General features: G+C 60.8%; 22 protein-coding genes and 1 rRNA gene. 20 read left to right on the forward strand and 3 right to left on the reverse strand.

Annotation, left to right across the window (positions count from 1 at the left end):
• Nucleotide 1: 1 nt before the first annotated feature.
• The 12 genes from fliG to fliR all read left to right on the forward strand — a co-directional run bounded on the left by fliG (nt 2) and on the right by fliR (nt 9,216).
• Complete coding sequence (gene fliG / locus Q0T48_RS07185) at nt 2-997, forward strand: flagellar motor switch protein FliG (RefSeq protein ID WP_295954398.1); 996 nt, start codon at nt 2-4, stop codon at nt 995-997.
• A complete protein-coding gene (locus Q0T48_RS07190) occupies nt 984-1,715 on the forward strand; it encodes a flagellar assembly protein FliH (protein ID WP_295954401.1) in 732 nt (243 codons plus the stop codon). Before fliG ends, Q0T48_RS07190 begins: the two co-directional genes overlap by 14 nt.
• Nucleotides 1,705-3,129 (forward strand): flagellar protein export ATPase FliI, encoded by a 1,425-nt coding sequence (gene fliI, locus Q0T48_RS07195; RefSeq protein ID WP_295954404.1) that lies wholly within the window; start codon nt 1,705-1,707, stop codon nt 3,127-3,129. Before Q0T48_RS07190 ends, fliI begins: the two co-directional genes overlap by 11 nt.
• A 16-nt stretch (nt 3,130-3,145) precedes the next feature.
• Nucleotides 3,146-3,619, forward strand: coding sequence for a flagellar export protein FliJ (gene fliJ / locus Q0T48_RS07200; protein WP_295954407.1), 474 nt, complete (start codon nt 3,146-3,148; stop codon nt 3,617-3,619).
• On the forward strand, nt 3,609-4,895 hold the full coding sequence (locus tag Q0T48_RS07205; protein ID WP_295954409.1) for a flagellar hook-length control protein FliK: 1,287 nt from the start codon (nt 3,609-3,611) through the stop codon (nt 4,893-4,895). Before fliJ ends, Q0T48_RS07205 begins: the two co-directional genes overlap by 11 nt.
• Before the next feature lie 142 nt (nt 4,896-5,037).
• Nucleotides 5,038-5,613 (forward strand): flagellar basal body-associated FliL family protein, encoded by a 576-nt coding sequence (locus Q0T48_RS07210; protein WP_295954410.1) that lies wholly within the window; start codon nt 5,038-5,040, stop codon nt 5,611-5,613.
• A 22-nt stretch (nt 5,614-5,635) separates the two neighbouring features.
• Nucleotides 5,636-6,643, forward strand: a complete 1,008-nt coding sequence (gene fliM / locus Q0T48_RS07215; protein WP_295954414.1) for a flagellar motor switch protein FliM — start codon at nt 5,636-5,638, stop codon at nt 6,641-6,643.
• Nucleotides 6,630-7,061 carry a flagellar motor switch protein FliN gene (gene fliN, locus Q0T48_RS07220; protein ID WP_295954417.1) on the forward strand — a complete coding sequence of 144 codons (432 nt, stop codon included), beginning with the start codon at nt 6,630-6,632 and terminating at the stop codon, nt 7,059-7,061. The genes fliM and fliN overlap by 14 nt, the downstream gene beginning before the upstream one ends.
• A 6-nt stretch (nt 7,062-7,067) precedes the next feature.
• A complete protein-coding gene (locus tag Q0T48_RS07225) occupies nt 7,068-7,391 on the forward strand; it encodes a flagellar biosynthetic protein FliO (protein WP_366887942.1) in 324 nt (107 codons plus the stop codon).
• Nucleotides 7,384-8,148: a flagellar type III secretion system pore protein FliP gene (gene fliP / locus Q0T48_RS07230; RefSeq protein WP_295954420.1), complete on the forward strand. Its 765-nt coding sequence runs from the start codon at nt 7,384-7,386 to the stop codon at nt 8,146-8,148. Before Q0T48_RS07225 ends, fliP begins: the two co-directional genes overlap by 8 nt.
• A 12-nt stretch (nt 8,149-8,160) precedes the next feature.
• Nucleotides 8,161-8,430, forward strand: coding sequence for a flagellar biosynthesis protein FliQ (gene fliQ, locus Q0T48_RS07235; protein ID WP_295954421.1), 270 nt, complete (start codon nt 8,161-8,163; stop codon nt 8,428-8,430).
• 15 nt (nt 8,431-8,445) lie between these two features.
• Entirely contained in the window at nt 8,446-9,216 is a 771-nt protein-coding gene (fliR, locus tag Q0T48_RS07240; RefSeq protein ID WP_295954424.1) for a flagellar biosynthetic protein FliR, read from the forward strand.
• Nucleotides 9,217-9,289: 73 nt separating this feature from the next.
• On the opposite strand, the gene Q0T48_RS07245 is transcribed toward fliR, so the two are convergent.
• A complete protein-coding gene (locus Q0T48_RS07245; protein ID WP_295954426.1) occupies nt 9,290-9,919 on the reverse strand; it encodes a response regulator transcription factor in 630 nt (209 codons plus the stop codon).
• Nucleotides 9,916-11,031 carry a response regulator gene (locus tag Q0T48_RS07250; protein WP_295954430.1) on the reverse strand — a complete coding sequence of 372 codons (1,116 nt, stop codon included), beginning with the start codon at nt 11,029-11,031 and terminating at the stop codon, nt 9,916-9,918. Before Q0T48_RS07250 ends, Q0T48_RS07245 begins: the two co-directional genes overlap by 4 nt.
• Nucleotides 11,032-11,213: 182 nt before the next feature.
• Between Q0T48_RS07250 and Q0T48_RS07255 the strand changes: the two genes are divergently transcribed.
• From Q0T48_RS07255 to Q0T48_RS07285, 7 genes are read left to right on the forward strand one after another with little or no spacing between them, the layout of a single operon-like run.
• The gene (locus Q0T48_RS07255; RefSeq protein WP_295954432.1) at nt 11,214-11,660 is read left to right on the forward strand and encodes a hypothetical protein; all 447 of its coding nucleotides are present in this window, start codon (nt 11,214-11,216) and stop codon (nt 11,658-11,660) included.
• A gap of 53 nt (nt 11,661-11,713) precedes the next feature.
• Nucleotides 11,714-12,076: a response regulator gene (locus Q0T48_RS07260; protein WP_295954435.1), complete on the forward strand. Its 363-nt coding sequence runs from the start codon at nt 11,714-11,716 to the stop codon at nt 12,074-12,076.
• 23 nt (nt 12,077-12,099) lie between these two features.
• Entirely contained in the window at nt 12,100-14,190 is a 2,091-nt protein-coding gene (locus tag Q0T48_RS07265) for a chemotaxis protein CheW (RefSeq protein WP_295954439.1), read from the forward strand.
• A 51-nt stretch (nt 14,191-14,241) separates the two neighbouring features.
• Nucleotides 14,242-14,724 carry a chemotaxis protein CheW gene (locus Q0T48_RS07270; RefSeq protein ID WP_295954441.1) on the forward strand — a complete coding sequence of 161 codons (483 nt, stop codon included), beginning with the start codon at nt 14,242-14,244 and terminating at the stop codon, nt 14,722-14,724.
• Between the two features lie 13 nt (nt 14,725-14,737).
• Nucleotides 14,738-15,592 (forward strand): CheR family methyltransferase, encoded by an 855-nt coding sequence (locus Q0T48_RS07275; RefSeq protein ID WP_295954443.1) that lies wholly within the window; start codon nt 14,738-14,740, stop codon nt 15,590-15,592.
• 48 nt (nt 15,593-15,640) lie between these two features.
• Nucleotides 15,641-16,393, forward strand: coding sequence for a chemoreceptor glutamine deamidase CheD (gene cheD / locus Q0T48_RS07280; RefSeq protein ID WP_295954445.1), 753 nt, complete (start codon nt 15,641-15,643; stop codon nt 16,391-16,393).
• A gap of 9 nt (nt 16,394-16,402) precedes the next feature.
• Nucleotides 16,403-17,506, forward strand: coding sequence for a chemotaxis response regulator protein-glutamate methylesterase (locus Q0T48_RS07285; RefSeq protein WP_295954447.1), 1,104 nt, complete (start codon nt 16,403-16,405; stop codon nt 17,504-17,506).
• 61 nt (nt 17,507-17,567) lie between these two features.
• Here Q0T48_RS07285 and Q0T48_RS07290 read toward each other — a convergent pair whose 3' ends face one another.
• Complete coding sequence (locus tag Q0T48_RS07290) at nt 17,568-19,475, reverse strand: ATP-binding cassette domain-containing protein (RefSeq protein ID WP_295954450.1); 1,908 nt, start codon at nt 19,473-19,475, stop codon at nt 17,568-17,570.
• Between the two features lie 651 nt (nt 19,476-20,126).
• On the opposite strand from Q0T48_RS07290, the gene Q0T48_RS07295 reads away from it, so the two are divergent.
• A 16S ribosomal RNA gene (locus Q0T48_RS07295) occupies nt 20,127-20,576 on the forward strand; the annotation flags it as partial.

A 20,576-nucleotide genomic window follows, 5' to 3' on the forward strand; every position in this document is an offset into this window, starting at 1 on the left:
CATGGACGAACAAGGTCTTACCGACGCGGCTATTTTTTTAATGTCTCTGGGCGAGGAGGAGGCCGCCGAGGTCTTTAAACACCTGTCGCCCAAAGAGGTCCAGAAGCTGGGCGAAACCATTGCTAAAACCAAGGTGGTGACCCGTGAAAAGGTAGACCAGGTGCTGGTGCGCTTTACCGCCGCCGCTGCGGCCCAGAGTCTGCTGGTCAACGACACGGCCGACTACGTCAAGGCGGTGTTGCGCCGGGCGCTGGGCGACGACAAGGCATCTTTGTTGATCGACCGCATCTTGCTGGGCGGCGATGTGTCGGGCATTGAAAGCCTGAAGTGGATGGACCCGTTGTCGGTGGCCGAACTGCTGCGCAACGAGCACCCGCAAATCGTGGCGGCCATTCTGGTCCACCTGGACTACGAGCAATCGGCCGCCGTGCTCAAGCAACTGACCGAGCGCCAGCGCAACGAGGTGCTGCTGCGGGTGGCCACGCTGGAAGGTATCCAGCCCACGGCCTTGAAAGACCTGAACGAAGTGCTGTTCAAGGTGCTGGCCGGTGGCGACAAGATCCGCAAATCCTCGCTGGGCGGTGTCAAGGCCGCGGCCGAAATCATCAACTTGCTGGGTGCCAACATCGAAGGCACGGTTATCGAATCCATCAAGGGCTTTGATTCCGACTTGGCGCAGAAGATCGTGGACAAGATGTTTGTCTTCGACGACGTGGCCAAGCTGGACAACAAGTCCATCCAGATGGTGCTCAAAGAGGTGGCCTCCGAGACCCTGGTCGTGGCGCTGAAGGGCGCTTCGCCCGAGCTCAAGGAGAAAATCCTGGCCAATATGTCCAGCCGGGCTGCCGAATCCATGCGCGAAGACCTGGAGTCGCGCGGGCCTATGCGCTTGTCCGAAGTCGAAGCGCAGCAAAAGGAAGTGCTCAAGATCGTGCGCCGCCTGGTAGACGAAGGCCAGGTGGTGCTGGGCGGAGGAGGCGACGATGGTTTTGTCTAACAACCGCAGTTCGTCCCGCGCCCACTCGCGCTTCATCCGCAGCGAAGAGCTGGGCGAGGTGTCGGAGTGGCGGTTTGGTGCGGTCGGCCCCCTGGTGCCGACGGTACTGGACCTGTTGCCCGAACCTGAACCCGAGCTGGAGCCAGAAGAACCCGAGCAGGTCCGCCTGGACCGTGCCTGGGCCGACGGCCACGCCGCCGGTCTGGCCCAGGGCTTGGCCGAAGCCACCCTGGAAGGCAACCAAAAACTCGATGCATTCGTGCAAGGGCAGGGCGCAGACACAGCGCACAGCCTGGCCGATCTGCTCGTCGCCATGCAAATGCGCCTGGCCCAGGTGGAGCAAGACATGGCCCAGCAGGTGTTGGCCCTGGCTTGTGGCCTTGCACGCCAAATCGTGCGCCGCGAACTGAGCGTGGACACCGCCGCTTTGGAGCCGGTTGTCCGCGAAGCGCTGGGCATGCTGGTCATGGACGGCAAGGCCGCTGTTATCAAGCTGCACCCGGAGGATTTGGCGGTGCTGCAGGCCCCGCTGAAAGAGGCTTTCCCATCACCCGCCCTGACATGGCTGCCCGATGCCACCGTGGAGCGCGGGGGCTGCATGGTCGAATCGGGCGGTACGGTGATTGACGGCACGCTGTCCAAGCGCTGGGAGCGGGCGGTGGCCAATCTGGGGCTGGCATCCGCCTGGACGGATGGGGATGTGGAAGATGGACGCTGACCACCCACAGGACAAGCATGTCTGGTCGCAATTTATGGCCGACGCGCAGCAGCGCGTCGATACCGGCTGCACCTTGGAAGTGCGGGGCACCCTGACCCGTTTGGCGGGTTTGGTGCTGGAGGCTGCGGGTGTGCGCAGCGCCGTGGGTTCGCAGTGCCTGGTCACCACGCCGGGACGCCCATCGGTGTTGGTGGAAGTGGTGGGTTTCTCCAATGACAAGGCCTTTTTGATGCCCGCAGGCGATGTACACGGCCTGAGCAGCGGTGCCAGCGTGGTGCCTGCGCCGCCGTTTGTTTCGGTGCCCCGTTTGGGCGATGGGCGGAGCGACAAAGCGGCGGGGGCGGCCGGTGTTTTGCGTTTGCCGATTGGTGACGGCTTGCTGGGCCGGGTGGTGGATGCCCAAGGCGTGCCGCTCGACCACGGTGGCCCTATCCGCAACGTGCGCTCGCAGCCGCTGGACCGCAGCCCTATCAACGCCATGGACCGTGACCCGGTGCGTGAGCCGCTGGACACCGGCGTGCGCGCCATCAACGGCATGCTGACCGTCGGGCGCGGCCAGCGCATCGGCCTGTTTGCAGGCTCGGGTGTGGGCAAAAGCGTGTTGTTGGGCATGATGGCCCGCTACACCCAGGCCGACGTGATCGTGGTCGGCCTGATCGGCGAGCGGGGCCGTGAAGTCAAAGAATTTGTCGAAGATATTTTGGGGGCTGATGGCCGTGCCCGTTCGGTGGTGGTGGCGGCCCCGGCCGACGCGCCGCCGCTGTTGCGCCTACAGGGTGCCGCGTATGCCACCGCCGTAGCCGAGTATTTCCGCGACAAAGGCCAGCATGTGCTGCTGCTGATGGACTCGCTCACCCGTTTTGCCATGGCCCAGCGTGAAATCGCCCTGGCCATTGGGGAACCCCCGGCCACCAAAGGCTACCCGCCCTCGTGCTTTGCCAAGCTGCCCCAGTTGGTGGAACGCAGCGGAAACGGCCTGAACGGCGTGGGCTCGATCACCGCTTTCTATACCGTGCTGACCGAGGGCGACGACCAGCAAGACCCGATTGCCGATGCCGCCCGGGCAATTTTGGACGGCCACATCGTGCTGTCGCGGTCCCTGGCCGAAGCCGGGCACTTCCCGGCCATCGACATTGAGCAATCGGCCTCGCGGGTGATGCACAACGTGGTTAGCCCGGCGCATTTCGAGGCGGCGCGGCGCTTTCGCATGGTCAACTCACGCTACCAGAAGGGGCGCGACCTGGTGCAGATCGGTGCGTATGCCGCGGGTTCCGACCCCGGGCTAGACGAAGCCATTCGCCTCAGCGGCGGCATGGCTGCATTTTTGCAGCAGGGAATGTATGAGGCATCTCCGTTGCCGCGCAGCCTGGCCGAGATGGAGCAGAGTATTTCCAAAGCAGCAGGTGCACGATGACTAGCTGGGCATTGCCATGTCCCTGCTGAAAACCCTGGCGGTGGCCGTGGATGTGGCCAGCTTGAAGCGTGATGCAGCCAGCCGTGCGGTGGGCCAAGCGCAGCAAAAATACATTGCCGCCCATGAGCAACTTACCCAGTTGGAAACCTACGCCACAGAAACCGAGGCGCGTTGGATGGCGCAGGCCCAAACCTGTGCCGTGCCCGAGCTGATGCGCCACCATTACCAGTTCATGGAGCGCCTGGCGCAGGCCATCCAGATGCAGCTGGGCATCCTGGCCGACAACGCCCGCTGGGTAGAGGCTGCAAAAAAACAGCTGACCGAGGCAGAAATCCGGGTGGCTACCCTGAAGCAGGTGTGCCGCAACAAACAAGTAGAAGCCGATCGGCTACAAAACCGCCGCGAACAGAAGCAAATCGACGAATTTGCTGCGCAGCGGTTTGGCAAATCAATAGACCAACAATTTGGTGAGGACTCCCATGGCCATTGAATCCGTTCCTATCGCACTGGCCCCCACCAAGCCCGTTCCACCTGCACCGTCGGCTTCGCAAGGCACAGGCAAGCCCACGGCCGAGAGTAAGGCAGCCGACAAGAGCACCCAGGAGTTCCGGGATTTGCTGGAGGGTCTGGATACCGATACGGAGGTGCCCACCGATGGCGCACTGCTTGCGCCCGATGCAACGGCGGCCGATCAAGGTCCTAGCCTGAAAAAGCCTGTGGGGGCGAACAAATCTACCGCTACCGGTACCACCAGCGCTGATGCCGCCACTTGGATGGCCGCCTATTTGCCACCGGTGCCGGCGCCACTGGCGGTACCCGTGTCCACCGCCGCGGCGTCCGGCGCATCCGGGACCACAGATGCACTCCAGGGCACGGGGCCCCTGGCGGCATTGAAGTCCGATGCTGCCGGTGCGGCAAGCAACGCTGCGGCGGCTGCCAACGCGGCCCTGCCATCGGTGGTGCCGGATGCGCGCACCCAGTCGGCCAGTTTGGCCAACTATGCGTCGGTGTTTGAGCAAATCCAGAGCCGGTTGGCGGCTGCAGGCAACGGTGCGCAAGATACAGCAGGCCAGGGCAGCAAAGGACTTGCCAAGCCCGTATTGGGTACGGCGGCGGCGGACGCGCGGGCCGACCAGGTGGCCACCATGGCCAGTGGCGGCGTGTGGACCATGCCCGTCACGGGTGCCACTGCGCTGCAGGCTGCGACCGATGCCACTGAGGCCATGCAACTGGCCATCCGTGAAACCAGCGATGAGCGCGAGGGCCTGGTTGTCGATAAAGCGCCCGAAGGCGGGATAAGCCACAGCCACTTTACCCCGACAGTCCATTTTGAGAGCGCCGCCGCCAGCGTGGATACCAGCCAACCCGCTCCTGAGGCGGCCGTGGCCGACCAAGTCAGCTATTGGATATCGCAGGGTATCCAGAATGCCGAACTAACCTTCGACGGGGTCGATGCCCAGCCGGTGCAGGTCAGCATTAGTTTGTCGGGCAACGAGGCGCATGTGGCGTTCCGGACTGACCAACTGGAAACCCGTGATCTGCTGACCGGTGCCGCTGCGCATTTGAAGGACCTGCTGCAAAGCCAGGGTATGGTGCTTTCGGGCCTGTCGGTGGGTTCATCCGGTGCCGGTGGTACGAACGCCCGGGAGCGCCGCGCACCCTCGGAAGGGCGGCAAAATACGGCTAGGTCGGCACCCGAAGTCGCCGCAGTGCGCCCCACTGCACCCAAAGGCACTTCTGGCCGTGCGGTCGATCTATTCGTATAGCGAGCCTGAGCCACGCGAATGCGGCGGTTTTGCACCGCTTATCTGGCTATTATCCGAAGCGTCTGGATGAATAATCCGGGCATAGGCTTTGAATTGATGGCGAACGTGGGCTGCAATCCGCCCCACCCCGGAAGGAATTATTGTGTCTGCACCTGCTGCCGCTGAAGCGTCTGCTCCCCCCAAGGCCAAGGGCAAGAAAATGCTCGTCATCATCATGGCGGTCGTTTTGCTGCTGGTACTGGGCGGTGGGGGCTGGTTCTTCTTCTTGCGCCATCCTGCCACCGAAGACGGGGAAGACGCGGCACCTGCATCCCATTCCTCGGCCAAGCCCACCACACCACCCGTGTTTTTGCCCATGGACAACATGGTGGTGAATCTGGCGGATGCCGGGGGCGAAAAATTTGCCCAGGTCGGTATCACCATTGGTGTGGTGGACCAGCACACCTCGGATGCCGTAAAAGCCAACTTGCCCATCATCCGCAGTGCGGTACTGCTATTGATTTCGCAGCGTACCTCGGATGAGCTGCTGACCAAGGAGGGCAAGGAAAAGCTGGCCCACGAAATCCTGCGGGAAGTGTCTACGCCCCTGGGCTACGAGGTGGACGAGCCGGACGACGAAGAGGCCGATGCAGCTCCCAAAAAGAAGAGCAAAAAGAAGCATGTCGCCGCCGCCAGCCCGATTGTGAGCGTGCTGTTTTCCAGTTTCATCATCCAATGACCGACCACCATGGAGTTGCTTCATGAGTGAATCATTCCTATCCCAAGAAGAAGTTGATGCCCTGCTCGAAGGCGTCACGGGCGAAAGCCAAAAAACGGTAGAAGCCGTTTTCGAGACCGGGGAAATCCGTAACTACGATATTTCCAGCCAGGAAAAGATCGTTCGGGGTCGCATGCCGACCATGGAGATCGTCAACGAGCGCTTTGCCCGTAACTTCCGCATCGGCTTGTTCAACTTCATCCGCCGCAGCCCCGAAATCTCGGTGGGGACGGTGCAGGTGCAGCGCTACAGCGCCTTTTTGCGCGAGCTGGCGGTGCCCACCAATTTCAACATCATGGCCATCCGCCCGTTGCGCGGCAGTGGCCTGATCGTTTGCGAGCCCTCGCTGGTGTTTGGGGTGATCGACACCTTGTACGGCGGCGTGGGCAAGTTCCAGACCCGTATCGAAGGGCGCGAGTTTTCGATGACCGAGCAGCGGGTGATCAACCGCATGGTCGATGTGATTTGCACCGAGTACAAAAAGGCCTGGCACGGCATTTACCCACTGGAGCTGGACTACCAGCGCTCGGAGATGCAGCCCCAGTTTGCCAACATCGCCACGCCCAGCGAAATCGTGGTGTCCACGGTGTTCCAGCTGGAGATTGGCGACATCACCGGCGCTATCCACATCTGCATGCCGTACGCCACCTTGGAGCCGATCCGGGACGTGCTGTATTCCAGCACCCAGGGCGATTCGGTCGAGGTGGACCGCCGCTGGATCACTTTGCTGAGTCGCGAAATCCAGTCTGCCGAGGTCACGCTGGTGGCCGAGCTGGCCCGGGCCGATGCCACGGTAGAGCAACTTTTGAGCATGAAACCAGGCGACTTCATCGAGCTGGAGCGTGAGCCGCGCATCCGGGCCTCGATCGGGGGCGTACCGATATTTGACTGCCAGTACGGAACCCACAATTCCAAGTATGCGATTCGCATTGAAGAATGCCTGCGCAAAGAAGATGGCAATCACCAGGGAGAAATGAATGGCAACGGATAAAAAGACAGAAGACGAAGAAGACCCGATGGCCGCCTGGGCCGAGGCCCTGGAAGAGCAAAAGGTAGCCGAAGCCAAGCCCGAAGACACCAGCCAGGGCGGACCTCTGTTTGGCAATGGTCCCATGTCCAAGGACAAAGACGGTGGCGGCGGATCGCAAGACATCAACATGGTGCTGGATATCCCGGTCACCCTGTCGGTAGAGCTGGGCCGCACCAAGGTGCCGATCAAATACATCTTGCAGCTGGCGCAGGGCTCTGTGGTGGAGCTGGATGCGTTGGCGGGTGAGCCCATGGACGTGCTGATCAATGGCTACCTGATCGCCCAGGGCGAGGTGGTGGTGGTAAACGACAAGTTCGGTATCCGCCTGACCGACGTGGTCACGCCGTCCGAGCGGCTGAAACGCCTCAGCAAAGGCTGATCCACCATGATGGGGCAGACCTTGCTGGTGGTGGTGCTGTTTGTGGCCGTGATGGCCATGCTGCCGTTGGCTATTAAATGGATACAGCGCCGCGCCCAGGGGGGCGGGGTGGCCACGTCTGGCAACGCCCGCGTGGTGTCGGCCGTGGGCGTGGGCCCGCACCAGCGCGTGGTGACGGTCGAGGTTGGTCCCGAGGGCGCGCGGACCTGGCTGGTGCTGGGGGTGACCGGGCAATCGATTACCTGCCTGCACACTGCGCCCATTGCCTCTGTACCCTCGGCCTATGCCACCGTGGCTGCCAAGCTGCAGGACGGGACGGACCATGTTTAAGGGCGGTCGCCTGGCCGCACAGGCCCGCTGGTGGCTACCAGCCTTGGTGGGCGTGGTGCATGCGCCGGTGTTTGCGCAGGCGGCGGGCACCTTGCCGCTGCTGATTGGCGCGGGCGGGCAGGGCGTGAGCTACTCGGTGCCTATCCAGACGCTGCTGTTCTTTACCGCGCTGTCGTTTTTGCCGGCGATTTTGCTGATGATGACGGGCTTTACCCGCATCGTCATCGTGCTGTCGCTGCTGCGCCAGGCGCTGGGTACGCAGTCGGCACCGCCGAACCAGATCGTGATCGGCTTGTCGCTATTCCTGACCTTTTTTGTCATGGGTCCGACCTTTGACCGGGTTTATAAAGAGGCCTACGCCCCCTACACCGCCAACACCATCAGTTTCGAGCAGGCGCTGGAGAAGGGCGAAGCCCCGGTGCGCCAGTTCATGCTCAAACAAACCCGGCAGTCCGACTTTGCGCTGTTTGCCAAGCTGGCCCGGCTGGAGCCCGGCGTGACCGCCGAGACCGCTCCGCTGCGGGTTCTGGTGCCTGCATTTGTGACCAGCGAGCTGAAGTCGGCGTTCCAGATCGGCTTCATGATTTTCATCCCCTTCCTGGTGATCGACATCGTGGTGGCCAGCGTGCTGATGTCGCTGGGCATGATGATGCTGTCGCCGGTGCTGGTGGCGCTGCCGTTCAAACTGATGCTGTTTGTGCTGGCCGACGGCTGGAACCTGTTGATCGGCTCTTTAGCAGCCAGCTTTGTCCAGTAGTAGAGGTACACCATGAACTCGCAAATGGTATTGACCGTGGGGCAAGAGGCCATGTGGCTGCTGCTGCTGGTGTCGGCTCCTATTCTGGTTAGCGTGCTGGTGGTGGGCTTGCTGGTGAGCATCTTCCAGGCCATTACGCAGATCCACGAGGCGACCCTGTCCTTTGTGCCCAAGCTGATTGCCTGCATGCTGGTGTTTGCGCTGGCTGGGCCGTGGATGCTGGCGACGCTGGTGGACTACATCCGCCGCACCATCGAATCCATTCCCACCCTGGTTCTGTAGCGACAGACTGCCTCGGTGCTTACCTTTACCGAAGCCCAACTGGCCGGGTGGCTGTCGCCCATCCTCTGGCCATTCTTGCGGGTGCTGGCCATGTTCAGCGTGGCGCCGGTGTTCTCGCTCAAATCCATCCCGCAGCGGGCCAAGATCGGCCTGGCCTTTTTTGTGGCCCTGGCCGCCCAGGCCAGCCTGGTCAACCAGCCCCAAATCAGCATGAACAGCCCGCAGGCGCTGGGCGCGGTCATCCAGCAGGTGGGGGTGGGCATGTCCATCGGTTTTGCGGTGCGGCTGGTGTTTGCCTCGGTAGAGCTGGCGGGTGAACTGGTGGGTTTGCAGATGGGGCTGAACTTCGCCTCTTTTTTCGATCCCGGTAGCAACACCCAGGTCAGCGCAGTGGCGCGCTTTCTGGGCCACATGTCGATGCTGTTGTTTGTGGTAATGAACGGCCATCTGATCGTGCTGATGGCCGTGGTCAAAAGCTTTGATAGCTTTCCCGTGGACGGCAATTTTCTGGAGGTCCTGGCCCAGGTCAAGCTGTACACGCTGGGGGCCCAGCTGTTTGCCAGCGCACTGTGGATGGCCCTGCCCATGGTGGCTATGCTGCTGTTCGTCAACTTGACCATGGGCGTGATCTCCCGCGTGGCCCCGCAGATGAATATCTACGCGATTGGCTTCCCCGTCACCCTGACCATGGGCCTGATTGGAATGACCGTGACTCTGCCGATGATGGACCAGCCGGTGATGGCGCTGATGGAACGCGCCATCGATCTATTTGCAGCCCAGCGCTAGCATTTTTACGACAATTTCTATGCCTTAAATTTGGCCCTAGCGTATATTAAGTCTACGTAAGGCGCTATTGTTTTTAGACTAAATTATTGCGAATCGCGTACACCGTGAGTTCGGCGTTGTTGGCCAGTTTTAGCTTTTCCAACACCCGGGTGCGGTAGACGCTGACGGTTTTGGGGCTGAGCAGCAGCTCTTCGGCGATGTCGGACAGGCGTTTGCCCGAGGCAATTTTCAGCAGAGTCTGCATTTCGCGCTCGGACAAGGCAGCGTGTGGCACTTCCAGCACCGGCTTGGACAGGCTTTCCACCAGCATCTGCGCCACCTCAGGGGTGACGTATTTACGGCCCTGCATCACCGTGCGCACGGCCAGCACCAGTTCCTCGGGGTCGCCCGCCTTGTTGACATAGCCTTGCGCCCCGGCGCGCAGGCAGCGAATCGCGTACTGGTCCTCCGGGAACATCGATACCACCAGCACCTTGATGGGCGAGTCGGCCTCACGCAGGCTGGCCAGCACCTCCATGCCGCCACGGCCGGGCATGCTCAAGTCCAGCACCAGCACGTCGCAGGTGGCGGTGCGCAGCAGTTCGCGCACTTCGGCATAGCCCGATGCCTCGCCGGTGACCTGGATGTCCACCGCCTCCGACAACATGCCCCGGATGCCGCGCCGCACCATGGCATGGTCATCGCATAAAACTACATGGATCATGGGGAGCTTTCTTGTGGGGCGGTATCGGGTACCAGCGGAAGTAGTGGCACCGACAGGATGATGGAGGTGCCCACCCCACCCCGGTTGCTGATGTCCAGCCAGCCACCGACGGTTTTGGCCCGCTCGTGCAGGCCGCGCAGCCCAAAGGCTTTGGGTTTGTCCAGCATGGCCTTGTTCAAGCCGCGCCCGTTGTCGGTAACTTCCAGTGTCAAAACGCCTTCGCCGTCGGTCAGCTCGATGCTCACCGCGCTGCATTCCGCGTGTTTGGAGATATTGGTCAACGCTTCTTGTGCGGTGCGATAGGCCACCAGCTGGATGGCTTTGTTGGCGCTGAACTGCTCAAACGTGGCGTGGAAGCTGGTGGCAATGCCGGTGCGTTTTTGGAAGCTTTGCGCCAGCCACTGCACGGCGGCGGTGAGCCCCTGGTCCAAAATCGGCGGACGCAGGTCCATCATGATGCGCTGGCTGGCGCCCAGGGCGTGTTGCAGCATTTCCAGTGCCGAGCCCAGGTGTGCGGCCGATGGTGCGTCCTTGTGGTGGCGCGCCAGCCAGGCTAGGTCCAGCTTGACAGCGGCCAGCGAGCCACCGATGTCGTCGTGCACCTCGCGGGCGATGGCGGCACGCTCTTGCTCAATGGAGCTTTGCAGGTGCTCGGCCAGCTCGGCCAGGCGGCGCTCGGACGCGGCCAGCTCGGCATCGGCACGCTCTTTGGCCTGGCGCACCTCGCGCACCTCGATGGCGCGGGCAATCACGTGCGCCAGCTTGTTGATGTCGTCCTTGAGCAGGTAGTCGCTAAAGCCCAGCCGGATGGCATCCACGGCTGCGGCCTCGCCGATGGCCCCCGATAGCAGCACAAAAGGGGGCTGCTGGGCTTGTTGCTGCAGCGCATGCCAGGCATCGATGGCTGTAAAACCCGGCAGCCGGTAGTCGGCCAGAATCAAATCAAAGCGGATGCTGCCGGTGAGGTCGGTAAACGCGGCCAGCGTCTCCACCCGCTGCAGGGTGCAGGACAGGCCTTGTTTGTGCAGGGCCCGCACAACGATCTGGTGGTCGATGGCCGAGTCCTCCAGATGCAGGATCTGGATCGCCTGGTGCTTCTGCCAGGGGCTCATGCGCGCTCCTGGGGCGGCATGGCGTGAGCTACATAAAAGGCGGATGTCAGCATGGTGGGCGTGCAGTTGCAGTGGGATGGCGGTCGATTTTGCAGAATGTTCGTAACAGGATGTGAAATAGAATTAACATTCGTTCAAACGAGGCAATTTGTCTAAGGCTTTCCTGCAGCGACGGAGAATACATGCAAACAGAGCCAACCTCACCGACAGGACCTGTAGTGCAACTACCGGTGATGTTGGTCGCTGAATTGCAAGATTCACTGATGGTGGTAATGCACGACCTGAGCCGACTGGAAAGCCTGCTCAGCCACACCATGGACAACCTGATGGCCCGCTTCAACAGCGTGAACCAGGGGCTCCAGGCGGCGGCTTTGCCCGATATGCCAGCCATGGACAGTGTGCGCAGTGACCTGCGCGCCGCCGTCACCGAGCTGCAATTCCAGGACATGGCTTCACAACTGATCGTGCACACCACCTTGATGCTGCAAGGCTGCGCATTCCGGTTGGCATCCGAAACCATGGGGCAGGACGAAGGCGAGGAGCCTGCGCCGTATGCGGCTCTGGCGCCGGACCGCCCCAACCCGGTGACCCAGAGCGAAATGGACGCGGGTTCCATCGAGCTTTTCTGACATGCCGGTTCCTCTCTATTTACGCGCACTCTCATCTTTAGCTGGAGCTTTTCATGCATTCGATTCTTGCCGTTGACGACTCACCCTCTATGCGAAAGATGGTGTCCTTCACGTTGACCGGAGCGGGCTACCAGGTCATTGAAGCAGTGGACGGACAGGATGCTTTCGAGAAAGCCCAGTCGCACTCTATCGACCTGGTGTTGGTGGACCAAAACATGCCTCGGCTGGATGGCATTGGCCTGACACGGCTGCTACGTGAGCATCCCAAGTACAAAACCATTCCAATTTTGATTTTGACGACCGAATCCAGTGACCAGATGAAGCAGGCCGGGCGCAGTGCGGGGGCCACGGGCTGGCTGGTGAAACCGTTCGACCCTGCCCGGTTGATCGAGGTCATCCAGAAAGTCATTCGCTGAACGCAGGCACCCAAGGAAACCACATGGCTGAAATGCACACCGACAATTCGAGTTCAGGCGCTGACTTTGACCTGACCCAGTTCTACCAAATCTTCTTTGAAGAGGCCGGCGAAAACCTGGACCAGATGGAGCAGATGCTGCTCGACCTGGATTTGGCCAATACCGACGACGAAGAACTCAACGGCATCTTCCGCTGCGCCCATTCGATCAAGGGCGGGGCCGCCACCTTCGGATTTGCCGATGTGGCCGAGCTGACCCACCAGATGGAGTCGCTGCTGGACAAATTGCGCCGCCACGAGCTAAAGCTGATTCCGCCTATGGTGGATGCGCTGCTGGAATCGGCCGACTCCTCGCGCAGCCTGCTGGCGCGCCACCAGGCGGGCGGTGAGGGCGAGGCCGTCAACACCTCGGCCTTGGTCAAACGCATCAGCGCACTGGCCTCGGGTGCCGTGCCTGTGGCAGCGCCGGCCCCTGCGCCGGTGACCGTTGCGGCCCCGGTGGCACCAGCCGCGCCTAAGGTCCCTGGTTCGCGCTCTTTAGTCATCCACATTGGCCCTTTGGACAAGCCGGAGCAGGCCGATGCGGTGAAAGAGCTGTTCCGCGATATTCCTGGTCTGGGCACGGTCACCACCCTGGCCAGTGAAAACGCCGACACCCGCGTGTTTGGGGTAGAAACCACCTCCACCGATGACGACTTGCTCGACCTGTTTGTGTTCCATGTCTCCAAGGATGTGGTACGCATCCACGATCTGGATGCCGAAGCCGCACCGGCTGCCGTCGCAGAAGTTGCTGCACCTGAACCCGTCGCTGGCGTGGCTGCGCCCGCCGTGTCGGTGGAGGAAGAGTACGGTTTCTTCGCCGGATCGCCCGGCCATCCTGGTGAGCACCCGGTGCCCACCCCCGCTGTCGTAGCCGCCAAGGCCGAGAAAGCCGCGGGCCAGACCCCGCTGGAAGCCACCACCATCCGGGTAGACATCAAAAAGGTCGATCAACTGATCAACCTGGTCGGCGAGCTGGTGATCACCCAGGCCATGCTGGCGCAAAACAGCCAGGGGCTGGAGCCTGCCATGCACCAGCAGCTGTTTGCCGGGCTGGCCGACCTGGACCGCAACACCCGCGACCTGCAAGAGTCGGTGATGTCGATCCGCATGATCCCCATGTCTATCGTGTTCAGCCGCTTTCCGCGCATGCTGCGCGACCTGGCCAACCGCCTGGGCAAAAAGGTGGACTTCGTGACCCAAGGTGAATCGACTGAACTGGACAAAGGCTTGGTCGAGAAAATCACCGACCCCTTGACCCACCTGGTGCGCAACAGTTGCGACCATGGTATCGAGATGCCCGAAGACCGTATCGCCGCGGGCAAGCCAGAAAACGGCACCATCACCCTGTCGGCTGCGCACCAGGGCGGCTCCATCGTGATCGAAGTGCGCGACGACGGCAAAGGCATGTCGCGCGAGAAAATCTTGCGCAAGGCCCGCGAACGCGGCCTGGATGTGAGCGATGCCATGACCGATGCCGAAGTCTGGCAACTGATTTTTGCGCCCGGCTTTTCTACCGCAGATGTGGTGACCGATGTGTCGGGCCGGGGCGTGGGCATGGACGTGGTGAAGCGCAATATCGCGTCGCTGAATGGCACGGTCGATATCGAATCGGTCGAGGGCCTGGGCATGAAGGTGTCGGTGCGCTTGCCGCTGACCCTGGCCATCATGGACGGCATGTCGGTCAGCGTGGGCAACGAGGTTTACATCCTGCCGCTGTCGTCGGTGGTCGAGTCCTTCCAGGTGAATGACGAATCCGTCAGCACCGTGGCCCAGGGCTCGCAACTGGTGAAGGTGCGCGACGAATACATGCCGGTGATTGCGCTGGAAAAGATCTTCCAGGTGCCGATTGCCGATGCCGAAAAGGCCAACAACATCATGGTGGTGGTCGAGTCCGAAGGCAGCCGCGTGGCCCTGCTGGTCAATGAGCTGCTGGGCCAGCACCAGGTGGTGGTGAAAAACCTGGAGTCGAATTACCGCAAAGTGTCCAACGTGTCGGGCGCCACCATCATGGGCGACGGCAAAGTGGCGCTGATCCTGGATATTGGCGCGCTGGTGCGCCGCTCGCGGCATTGATCCACCGCCGTACGCCGCAGTTCAAATAGTTAGACGTTGAAGGAGATGGTTATGGGTGCAATGGAACGTTCGGGGGCTTTGGCCACTACCGCGGCCAGAGAGTATTTGACATTCCGGTTGAGCCAGGAAGAGTACGGCATTGATATTTTGAAGGTGCAGGAGATCCGCGGCTACGAGCCACCCACCCGGATCGCCAATGCCCCGACCTTCATCAAAGGTGTGGTGAATCTGCGCGGCACTATCGTGCCGATCGTGGACATGCGCCTCAAGTTCAACTGCTCCGAAGCCGAGTACAACAGCTTCACGGTGGTCATCATCCTGAACCTGCGCACCCGCATCGTCGGCATCGTGGTGGATTCGGTCAGCGACGTGTTGGAGCTGCAACCTGAGAGCGTCAAGGCCGCCCCCGACATCGATAGCGTGGTGGACAACAGCTGCATTCTGGGACTGGGCTCGGTCAGCGACCGTATGCTGATCCTGCTGGATATTGAGCGCTTGATGTCCGGGCCCGATATGGGCCTGTCTGCCGACTGAGCCACGCGCCCCCATGCGCCCATCTCCTGCTGCCGCCCCTACCGGTCCTGTTTTGGAAGGCCGCGAGTTTGTCTGGACCGATGCCGACTTTGAACGCGTCCAGTCGCTGATCTATAAGCACGCAGGCATCAAGCTGCACGACGGCAAGCATGCCATGGTCTACAGCCGCCTGTCACGGCGGCTGCGCGACACCGGGCACAACAGTTTCCGCGATTACCTAGGCTGGCTGGAGCACTCTACCGACGGGCCGGAGTGGCAAGAGTTTGTGAATGCGCTCACCACCAACCTCACGGCGTTTTTTCGCGAGCAGCACCACTTCGAGATTCTGGCTACGCTATTCAAGTCCAAGCCTGCCAACACGCCGTGGAATGTGTGGTGCAGCGCTTCGTCTACGGGCGAAGAACCGTACTCTATCGCGATGACCGCGCTAGAGAACTTAGGCCCCAGCCCGACTTTCAAGCTCACGGCCAGCGACATTGACTCCAAGGTGCTGGCCTCGGCAGCCCAGGGCATTTACCGGCTGGAAAACCTCAAGGGGCTGGACCAGGGGCGGATGCAAAAGTTCTTGTTGCGCGGCAAGGGCGACAACGCCGGGTTGGTGCGCATCAAGCCCGAGCTGCGCCGCATGATCGACTTCATCAGCGTCAACCTGATTCGCGACGACTGGCCGTTTCGCGAGCATTTCGACGTGGTGTTTTGCCGTAACGTGATGATTTACTTTGACGCAGCTACCCAGCGGGCGGTGCTGGAGCGCATCCACCGCGTGATGAAGCCTGGGGCCACCCTGTTCGTCGGCCATGCAGAGAACTTCAGTGAATCGCGTGATCTATTCATCTTGCGGGGGAAGACCAGCTATGAGCGTTGCTAGTTCTACCCTTCGCAACCCGCTTGGCTTTAGCGTGCGCCTTTAAAAACTATGGACATCCCTAGAACCACAGGCCCCTCGCTGTCCCAGCGCATGGCGGCGGGCGAGTTCCCTACTGGAGCCGATGCCGACCGGCGTCGCGCGTCCCGGGTGGGCGCGTTACCTGCCGGGCGGCCCGCCAGTGAGCGCAACAGCACCATTGAAGAGCTCAAGGCGCGGCCACGCAAGCCGGGGGAAGCCTCGTTTTTTTACCCCGACCACCACTTTCAGTACAACGCCGTCAAGGTGCTGCCGGGCGAATACTTCGTATCGGACGAAAACCTGGTCATCATGACGGTGCTGGGTTCCTGTATTGCCGCCTGCCTGTGGGACACGCGGGCGCAGATCGGCGGCATGAACCATTTCATGCTGCCCGATGGCGAAGACGGCATTGGTGCGGGCCGCTACGGTTCCTATGCGATGGAGTTGCTGATCAACGAAATGCTAAAAAATGGGGCTCGCCGCGAATCCTTACAGGCCAAGATTTTTGGTGGCGGTCAGGTCATGTCTAATTTCACCACCATGAACGTGGGCGAACGCAATACCCAGTTTGTGATTGATTATTTGCAAACCGAGCGCATTCCGCTGCTGTCCCAAGATGTGCTGGATATCTATCCGCGCAAAGTGTGCTTTTTTCCGGTTACCGGCAAGGCCATGGTCAAGCGGCTGGCGCACGCGCATCCCGACCAGGCTGTCAACGAGCGGCGTGGCAACGTGGCCACGGTGGTGCAATCTACGTCCGGCGGTTCGGTCGATCTGTTTTAAGTGCGTGCTGTGATAAAGAAAATCCGTGTACTGGTGGTGGACGACTCTGCGCTGGTGCGCAGCCTGCTGACCGAGATCATCAACCGCCAGCCCGATATGGAGTGCATTGGCGCGGCCAACGACCCGCTGATTGCCCGGGAAATGATCCGCGACCTGGATCCGGACGTCATCACTCTGGATGTAGAAATGCCGCGCATGGACGGCATCGACTTTTTGGGCCGCTTGATGCGCCTGCGCCCCATGCCGGTGGTGATGATTTCCACCATGACCGCCCAGGGGGCCGAGGTCACTTTGCGGGCTCTGGAGTTGGGCGCGGTGGACTTTGTGGCCAAGCCCCGCATCGGCCTTGCCAACGGCCTGCGCGATCTGGCGTCTGAAATCGTCGACAAAGTGCGTGTGGCGGCCGTGGCCAAGTTCCGTCGCCCCTTGTCGCCTATAGTGTCTGCGCCCGGTGCCGCCGTGCTACCACCGGCCTCGGCTGCGCGCTCTACCAATGCCCTGATTGGTCGGATATCCACTGAAAAGATGATTTGTATCGGCGCCTCTACCGGCGGCACCGAGGCCATCAAGGAAATTTTGGTCTGCATGCCGGCCGATTCGCCCGCCATCGTCATCACCCAACACATGCCGCTAGGCTTTACCACCAGCTTTGCCGCGCGGCTGAACAGCCTGTGCCAGATCACGGTGAAGGAGGCCTCGCACGGTGAACGCATCCTGCCCGGCCATGCCTACATTGCGCCGGGCGGCAAGCAGTTCCGCATCAACCGCAGCGGGGCCAACTACGTGGCCGTGGTGGAAGATGCCGAGCCGGTAAACCGCCACCGGCCGTCGGTGGAGGTGCTGTTTTTATCCTGCGCCGAGATGGTGGGGCGCAACGCCTACGGCATCATGCTGACCGGCATGGGCAACGACGGAGCCCGCGCCATGCGCGAAATGCACGATAAAGGTAGCTACAACTACGTGCAGGACGAAGCCAGTTGTGTGGTCTTCGGCATGCCGCGCGAAGCCATTGCCCATGGTGCGGCCGACGAGGTGCTGCCGTTGGAAAAAATTGCCCCCGCCTTGCTGGCCAAGCTGGGTGCCAGTGGCGATCGACTGCACAATCGAATCTAAGTGTGAAATAGGCCACTAGCGCATGTTATATATGCGCTAGTAGCTATTTTAACGATAGCAATCAGGCGCTCAGCATTTCCCAGCGTTCCAGCGCCGCCAGCAGTTGCTCGTCGATATGTGCATTGCGCTGGCCCAGGGTGGCGGCGCGTGCGGCATCCTTGCTGTAGACGCTGCCATCGGCCAGGGTGGCGGTGATGTCGGCTTGCTCTTTTTCGAGCGCAGCAATCTGTTCTGGCAGGCCGTCGAGCTCCCGCTGCTCCTTGAAACTGAGCTTGCGGGCCTTTGTGGTCACGGCGGCTGTCGCTGGTTTTTGCTCTGTATTTGAGAGCGATTCCTGCACATTCGACGCGCGCTGGGGCGTGTTTTTCTTATTGGTTTCGGCGATCAGCTTGGCGCGCTTGCTCTGGATCAACCAGTCTTGCACGCTGCCTTCGTATTCGCGCCAGAAGCCAGGCCGCTCCTCGGGTTCGTGGGCAATGATGCTGGTGACCACGTTGTCCAAAAAGGCCCGGTCGTGGCTGACCAGGAACACGGTGCCTTCGTAGTTTTGCAGCAGGTCTTCCAGCAGTTCTAGGGTGTCGATGTCCAGATCGTTGGTCGGTTCGTCCAGCACCAGCACATTGGCCGGGCGGGCAAACAGGCGGGCTAGTAGCAAGCGGTTGCGTTCGCCGCCCGAGAGTGAGCGCACGGGGGAGTTGGCGCGCGCCGGGGAGAACAAAAAGTCGCTCAGATAGCTCTTGACGTGCTTGCGTTGGTTGCCGATCTCGATCCATTCGCTACCGGGGCTGATGAAGTCTTCTAGTGTCGCGTCCAGGTCTAGCGCGTTGCGCATCTGGTCAAAGTAGGCCACCTGCAGGTTCGCACCCTGGCGGATCTTGCCGCTGTCGGGCTGGATCTCGCCCAGGATCAACTTCAGTAGGGTGCTCTTGCCAGCGCCGTTGGCCCCCAGGAAGCCGACCTTATCGCCGCGCAGAATTACATCGCTGAAGCCCTGCACGATGATCTTGTTGCCAAAAGCCTTGCTCACATCGGTCAGCTCGGCCACGATCTTGCCGCTGGACTGGCCCGAGGCCACATCCAGGTTCACGCTGCCTTGCGCATCGCGGCGCGCAGAGCGGCTGGAGCGCAGCGCTTCCAGGCGCACCACGCGGCTCTGGCTGCGGGTGCGGCGGGCGGCCACGCCTTGGCGCACCCAAATTTCTTCTTGCGCCAGCAGCTTGTCGGCCTTGGCCGAGATGACGGCTTCTTGGGCCAGTTGTTCTTCTTTTTGCAGCACGTACTGCTCGAAATTGCCGGGGTAGGAGTTGAGTTTGCCGCGGTCGAGTTCCACAATACGGGTCGCCACGCGGTTCAGGAAGCTGCGGTCGTGGGTGATGGTGATCAGGCTGCCGTTGAAGTCGATCAGCAGGTCTTCCAGCCACTCGATGGAATCCAGGTCCAGGTGGTTGGTCGGCTCGTCGAGCAGCAGCACGTCGGGCTTGGCCACCAGCGCCTGGGCTAGGGCCACGCGTTTCTTGGTGCCGCCCGACAGGGTGCCGACAATCGCTTCGGGGTCCAGATGCAGGCGGTGCAGGGTTTCTTCAACGCGCTGCTCCCAGTTCCAGGCATCAAACGCCTCGATCTGCGACTGCAAGGCATCCAGATCTACGCCATCGGCTCCAGACAAATACAGGTCCCGCGCCGCGATCACGCTGGCCAGGCCGACGCTGGCGGATTTGAACACCGAATCTTCCGGGTTCAACACCGGTTCCTGGGCCACGTAGGCAATGCGCAGGCCTTGCTGCACGTGCATCGCGCCGTCGTCAGGCTTCTCTAGCCCACCGAGAATCTTGAGCATGGATGATTTGCCCGCTCCGTTGCGGCCAATCAGACCCACACGCTCCGTGGTTTCAAGGGAAAAAGCGGCTTTATCGAGAAGTGCGACGTGTCCAAAAGCCAGTTGGGCGTCGAGTAGGGTAATGAGTGCCATGTTGGGGGGATTATCCGGCCTACGGGTTTCACCTCTTGGTAGCCGGGCCAAGAGGGACAGCATCCTCTCTATATAGAGCGCATGGCTACATGCCTGTACTCAGAATGCCATGGACAGCGCAACCATGCCTTTTGGGACTGTTCTCAATTTAAAAGTGCCGGGCAGTGGGATGCCGATGTAAACCGTGCTAAAGTCGAGGGCTGCGCTGATGACGCACAGCAATGTGCAAGATGCGAAAGCAAGGTCAGGAAGAAGTAGATGTTTCGGATACGGGTAAAAACCAGTATATAATTCGAAGCTCTGCTGAATACGGCGGCGTTAAGGTTTACTCCAAAACACGCTGCAGCAGATAAGCAAGAAGTCAAAAGCTTCTTGCGGCAAGCTCCAAAAAGCATGCTAGAATACAAGGCTTCGCTGATCACAGTGAGTCTGGCAAAGTGGTGTAAAAGCCGCGATGTTGATCCTTAAAAATATACAGCCGATAAGCGTGGGCGTTTGAATGCGATTGCCAAGTTCTTCGGAACTAGTGCTTAGCACTACAAACGCTCATGAAGTAAAAGAAGATGTGAATATCAGAAATGAAGTTCATGTCAATTCCAATTTATGAGTGGCCCCTGGTGGTAAAAGTCAGGGGCAAAAAAAATCAAGATCGAACTATAGAGTTTGATCCTGGCTCAGATTGAACGCTGGCGGCATGCCTTACACATGCAAGTCGAACGGTAACAGGTCTTCGGATGCTGACGAGTGGCGAACGGGTGAGTAATATATCGGAACGTGCCCAGTCGTGGGGGATAACGCAGTGAAAGCTGTGCTAATACCGCATACGATCTCTGGATGAAAGCGGGGGACTCGCAAGAGCCTCGCGCGATTGGAGCGGCCGATATCAGATTAGCTAGTTGGCGGGGTAAAAGCCCACCAAGGCGACGATCTGTAGCTGGTCTGAGAGGACGACCAGCCACACTGGAACTGAGACACGGTCCAGACTCCTACGGGAGGCAGCAGTGGGGAATTTTGGACAATGGGCGCAAGCCTGATCCAGCAATGCCGCGTGCAGGATGAAGGCCTTCGGGTTGTAAACTGCTTTTGTACGGAACGAAACGG

The sequence above is a fragment of the Rhodoferax sp. genome (genome assembly GCF_025354435.1).
GTDB lineage: Bacteria > Pseudomonadota > Gammaproteobacteria > Burkholderiales > Burkholderiaceae_C > Rhodoferax_B.

Excerpts from the sequence above, each read along its gene's own strand:
- fliG (WP_295954398.1), top strand. The coding sequence starts at position 2 with ATGGACGAACAAGGTCTTACCGACGCGGCTATTTTTTTAATGTCTCTG.
- Q0T48_RS07190 (WP_295954401.1), top strand. The coding sequence starts at position 984 with ATGGTTTTGTCTAACAACCGCAGTTCGTCCCGCGCCCACTCGCGCTTC.
- fliI (WP_295954404.1), top strand. The coding sequence starts at position 1,705 with ATGGACGCTGACCACCCACAGGACAAGCATGTCTGGTCGCAATTTATG.
- fliJ (WP_295954407.1), top strand. The coding sequence starts at position 3,146 with ATGTCCCTGCTGAAAACCCTGGCGGTGGCCGTGGATGTGGCCAGCTTG.
- Q0T48_RS07205 (WP_295954409.1), top strand. The coding sequence starts at position 3,609 with ATGGCCATTGAATCCGTTCCTATCGCACTGGCCCCCACCAAGCCCGTT.
- fliM (WP_295954414.1), top strand. The coding sequence starts at position 5,636 with ATGAGTGAATCATTCCTATCCCAAGAAGAAGTTGATGCCCTGCTCGAA.
- fliN (WP_295954417.1), top strand. The coding sequence starts at position 6,630 with ATGGCAACGGATAAAAAGACAGAAGACGAAGAAGACCCGATGGCCGCC.
- Q0T48_RS07225 (WP_366887942.1), top strand. The coding sequence starts at position 7,068 with ATGATGGGGCAGACCTTGCTGGTGGTGGTGCTGTTTGTGGCCGTGATG.
- fliP (WP_295954420.1), top strand. The coding sequence starts at position 7,384 with ATGTTTAAGGGCGGTCGCCTGGCCGCACAGGCCCGCTGGTGGCTACCA.
- fliQ (WP_295954421.1), top strand. The coding sequence starts at position 8,161 with ATGAACTCGCAAATGGTATTGACCGTGGGGCAAGAGGCCATGTGGCTG.
- Q0T48_RS07245 (WP_295954426.1), bottom strand. The coding sequence starts at position 9,919 with ATGATCCATGTAGTTTTATGCGATGACCATGCCATGGTGCGGCGCGGC.
- Q0T48_RS07250 (WP_295954430.1), bottom strand. The coding sequence starts at position 11,031 with ATGAGCCCCTGGCAGAAGCACCAGGCGATCCAGATCCTGCATCTGGAG.
- Q0T48_RS07255 (WP_295954432.1), top strand. The coding sequence starts at position 11,214 with ATGCAAACAGAGCCAACCTCACCGACAGGACCTGTAGTGCAACTACCG.
- Q0T48_RS07260 (WP_295954435.1), top strand. The coding sequence starts at position 11,714 with ATGCATTCGATTCTTGCCGTTGACGACTCACCCTCTATGCGAAAGATG.
- Q0T48_RS07265 (WP_295954439.1), top strand. The coding sequence starts at position 12,100 with ATGGCTGAAATGCACACCGACAATTCGAGTTCAGGCGCTGACTTTGAC.
- Q0T48_RS07270 (WP_295954441.1), top strand. The coding sequence starts at position 14,242 with ATGGGTGCAATGGAACGTTCGGGGGCTTTGGCCACTACCGCGGCCAGA.
- Q0T48_RS07275 (WP_295954443.1), top strand. The coding sequence starts at position 14,738 with ATGCGCCCATCTCCTGCTGCCGCCCCTACCGGTCCTGTTTTGGAAGGC.
- cheD (WP_295954445.1), top strand. The coding sequence starts at position 15,641 with ATGGACATCCCTAGAACCACAGGCCCCTCGCTGTCCCAGCGCATGGCG.
- Q0T48_RS07290 (WP_295954450.1), bottom strand. The coding sequence starts at position 19,475 with ATGGCACTCATTACCCTACTCGACGCCCAACTGGCTTTTGGACACGTC.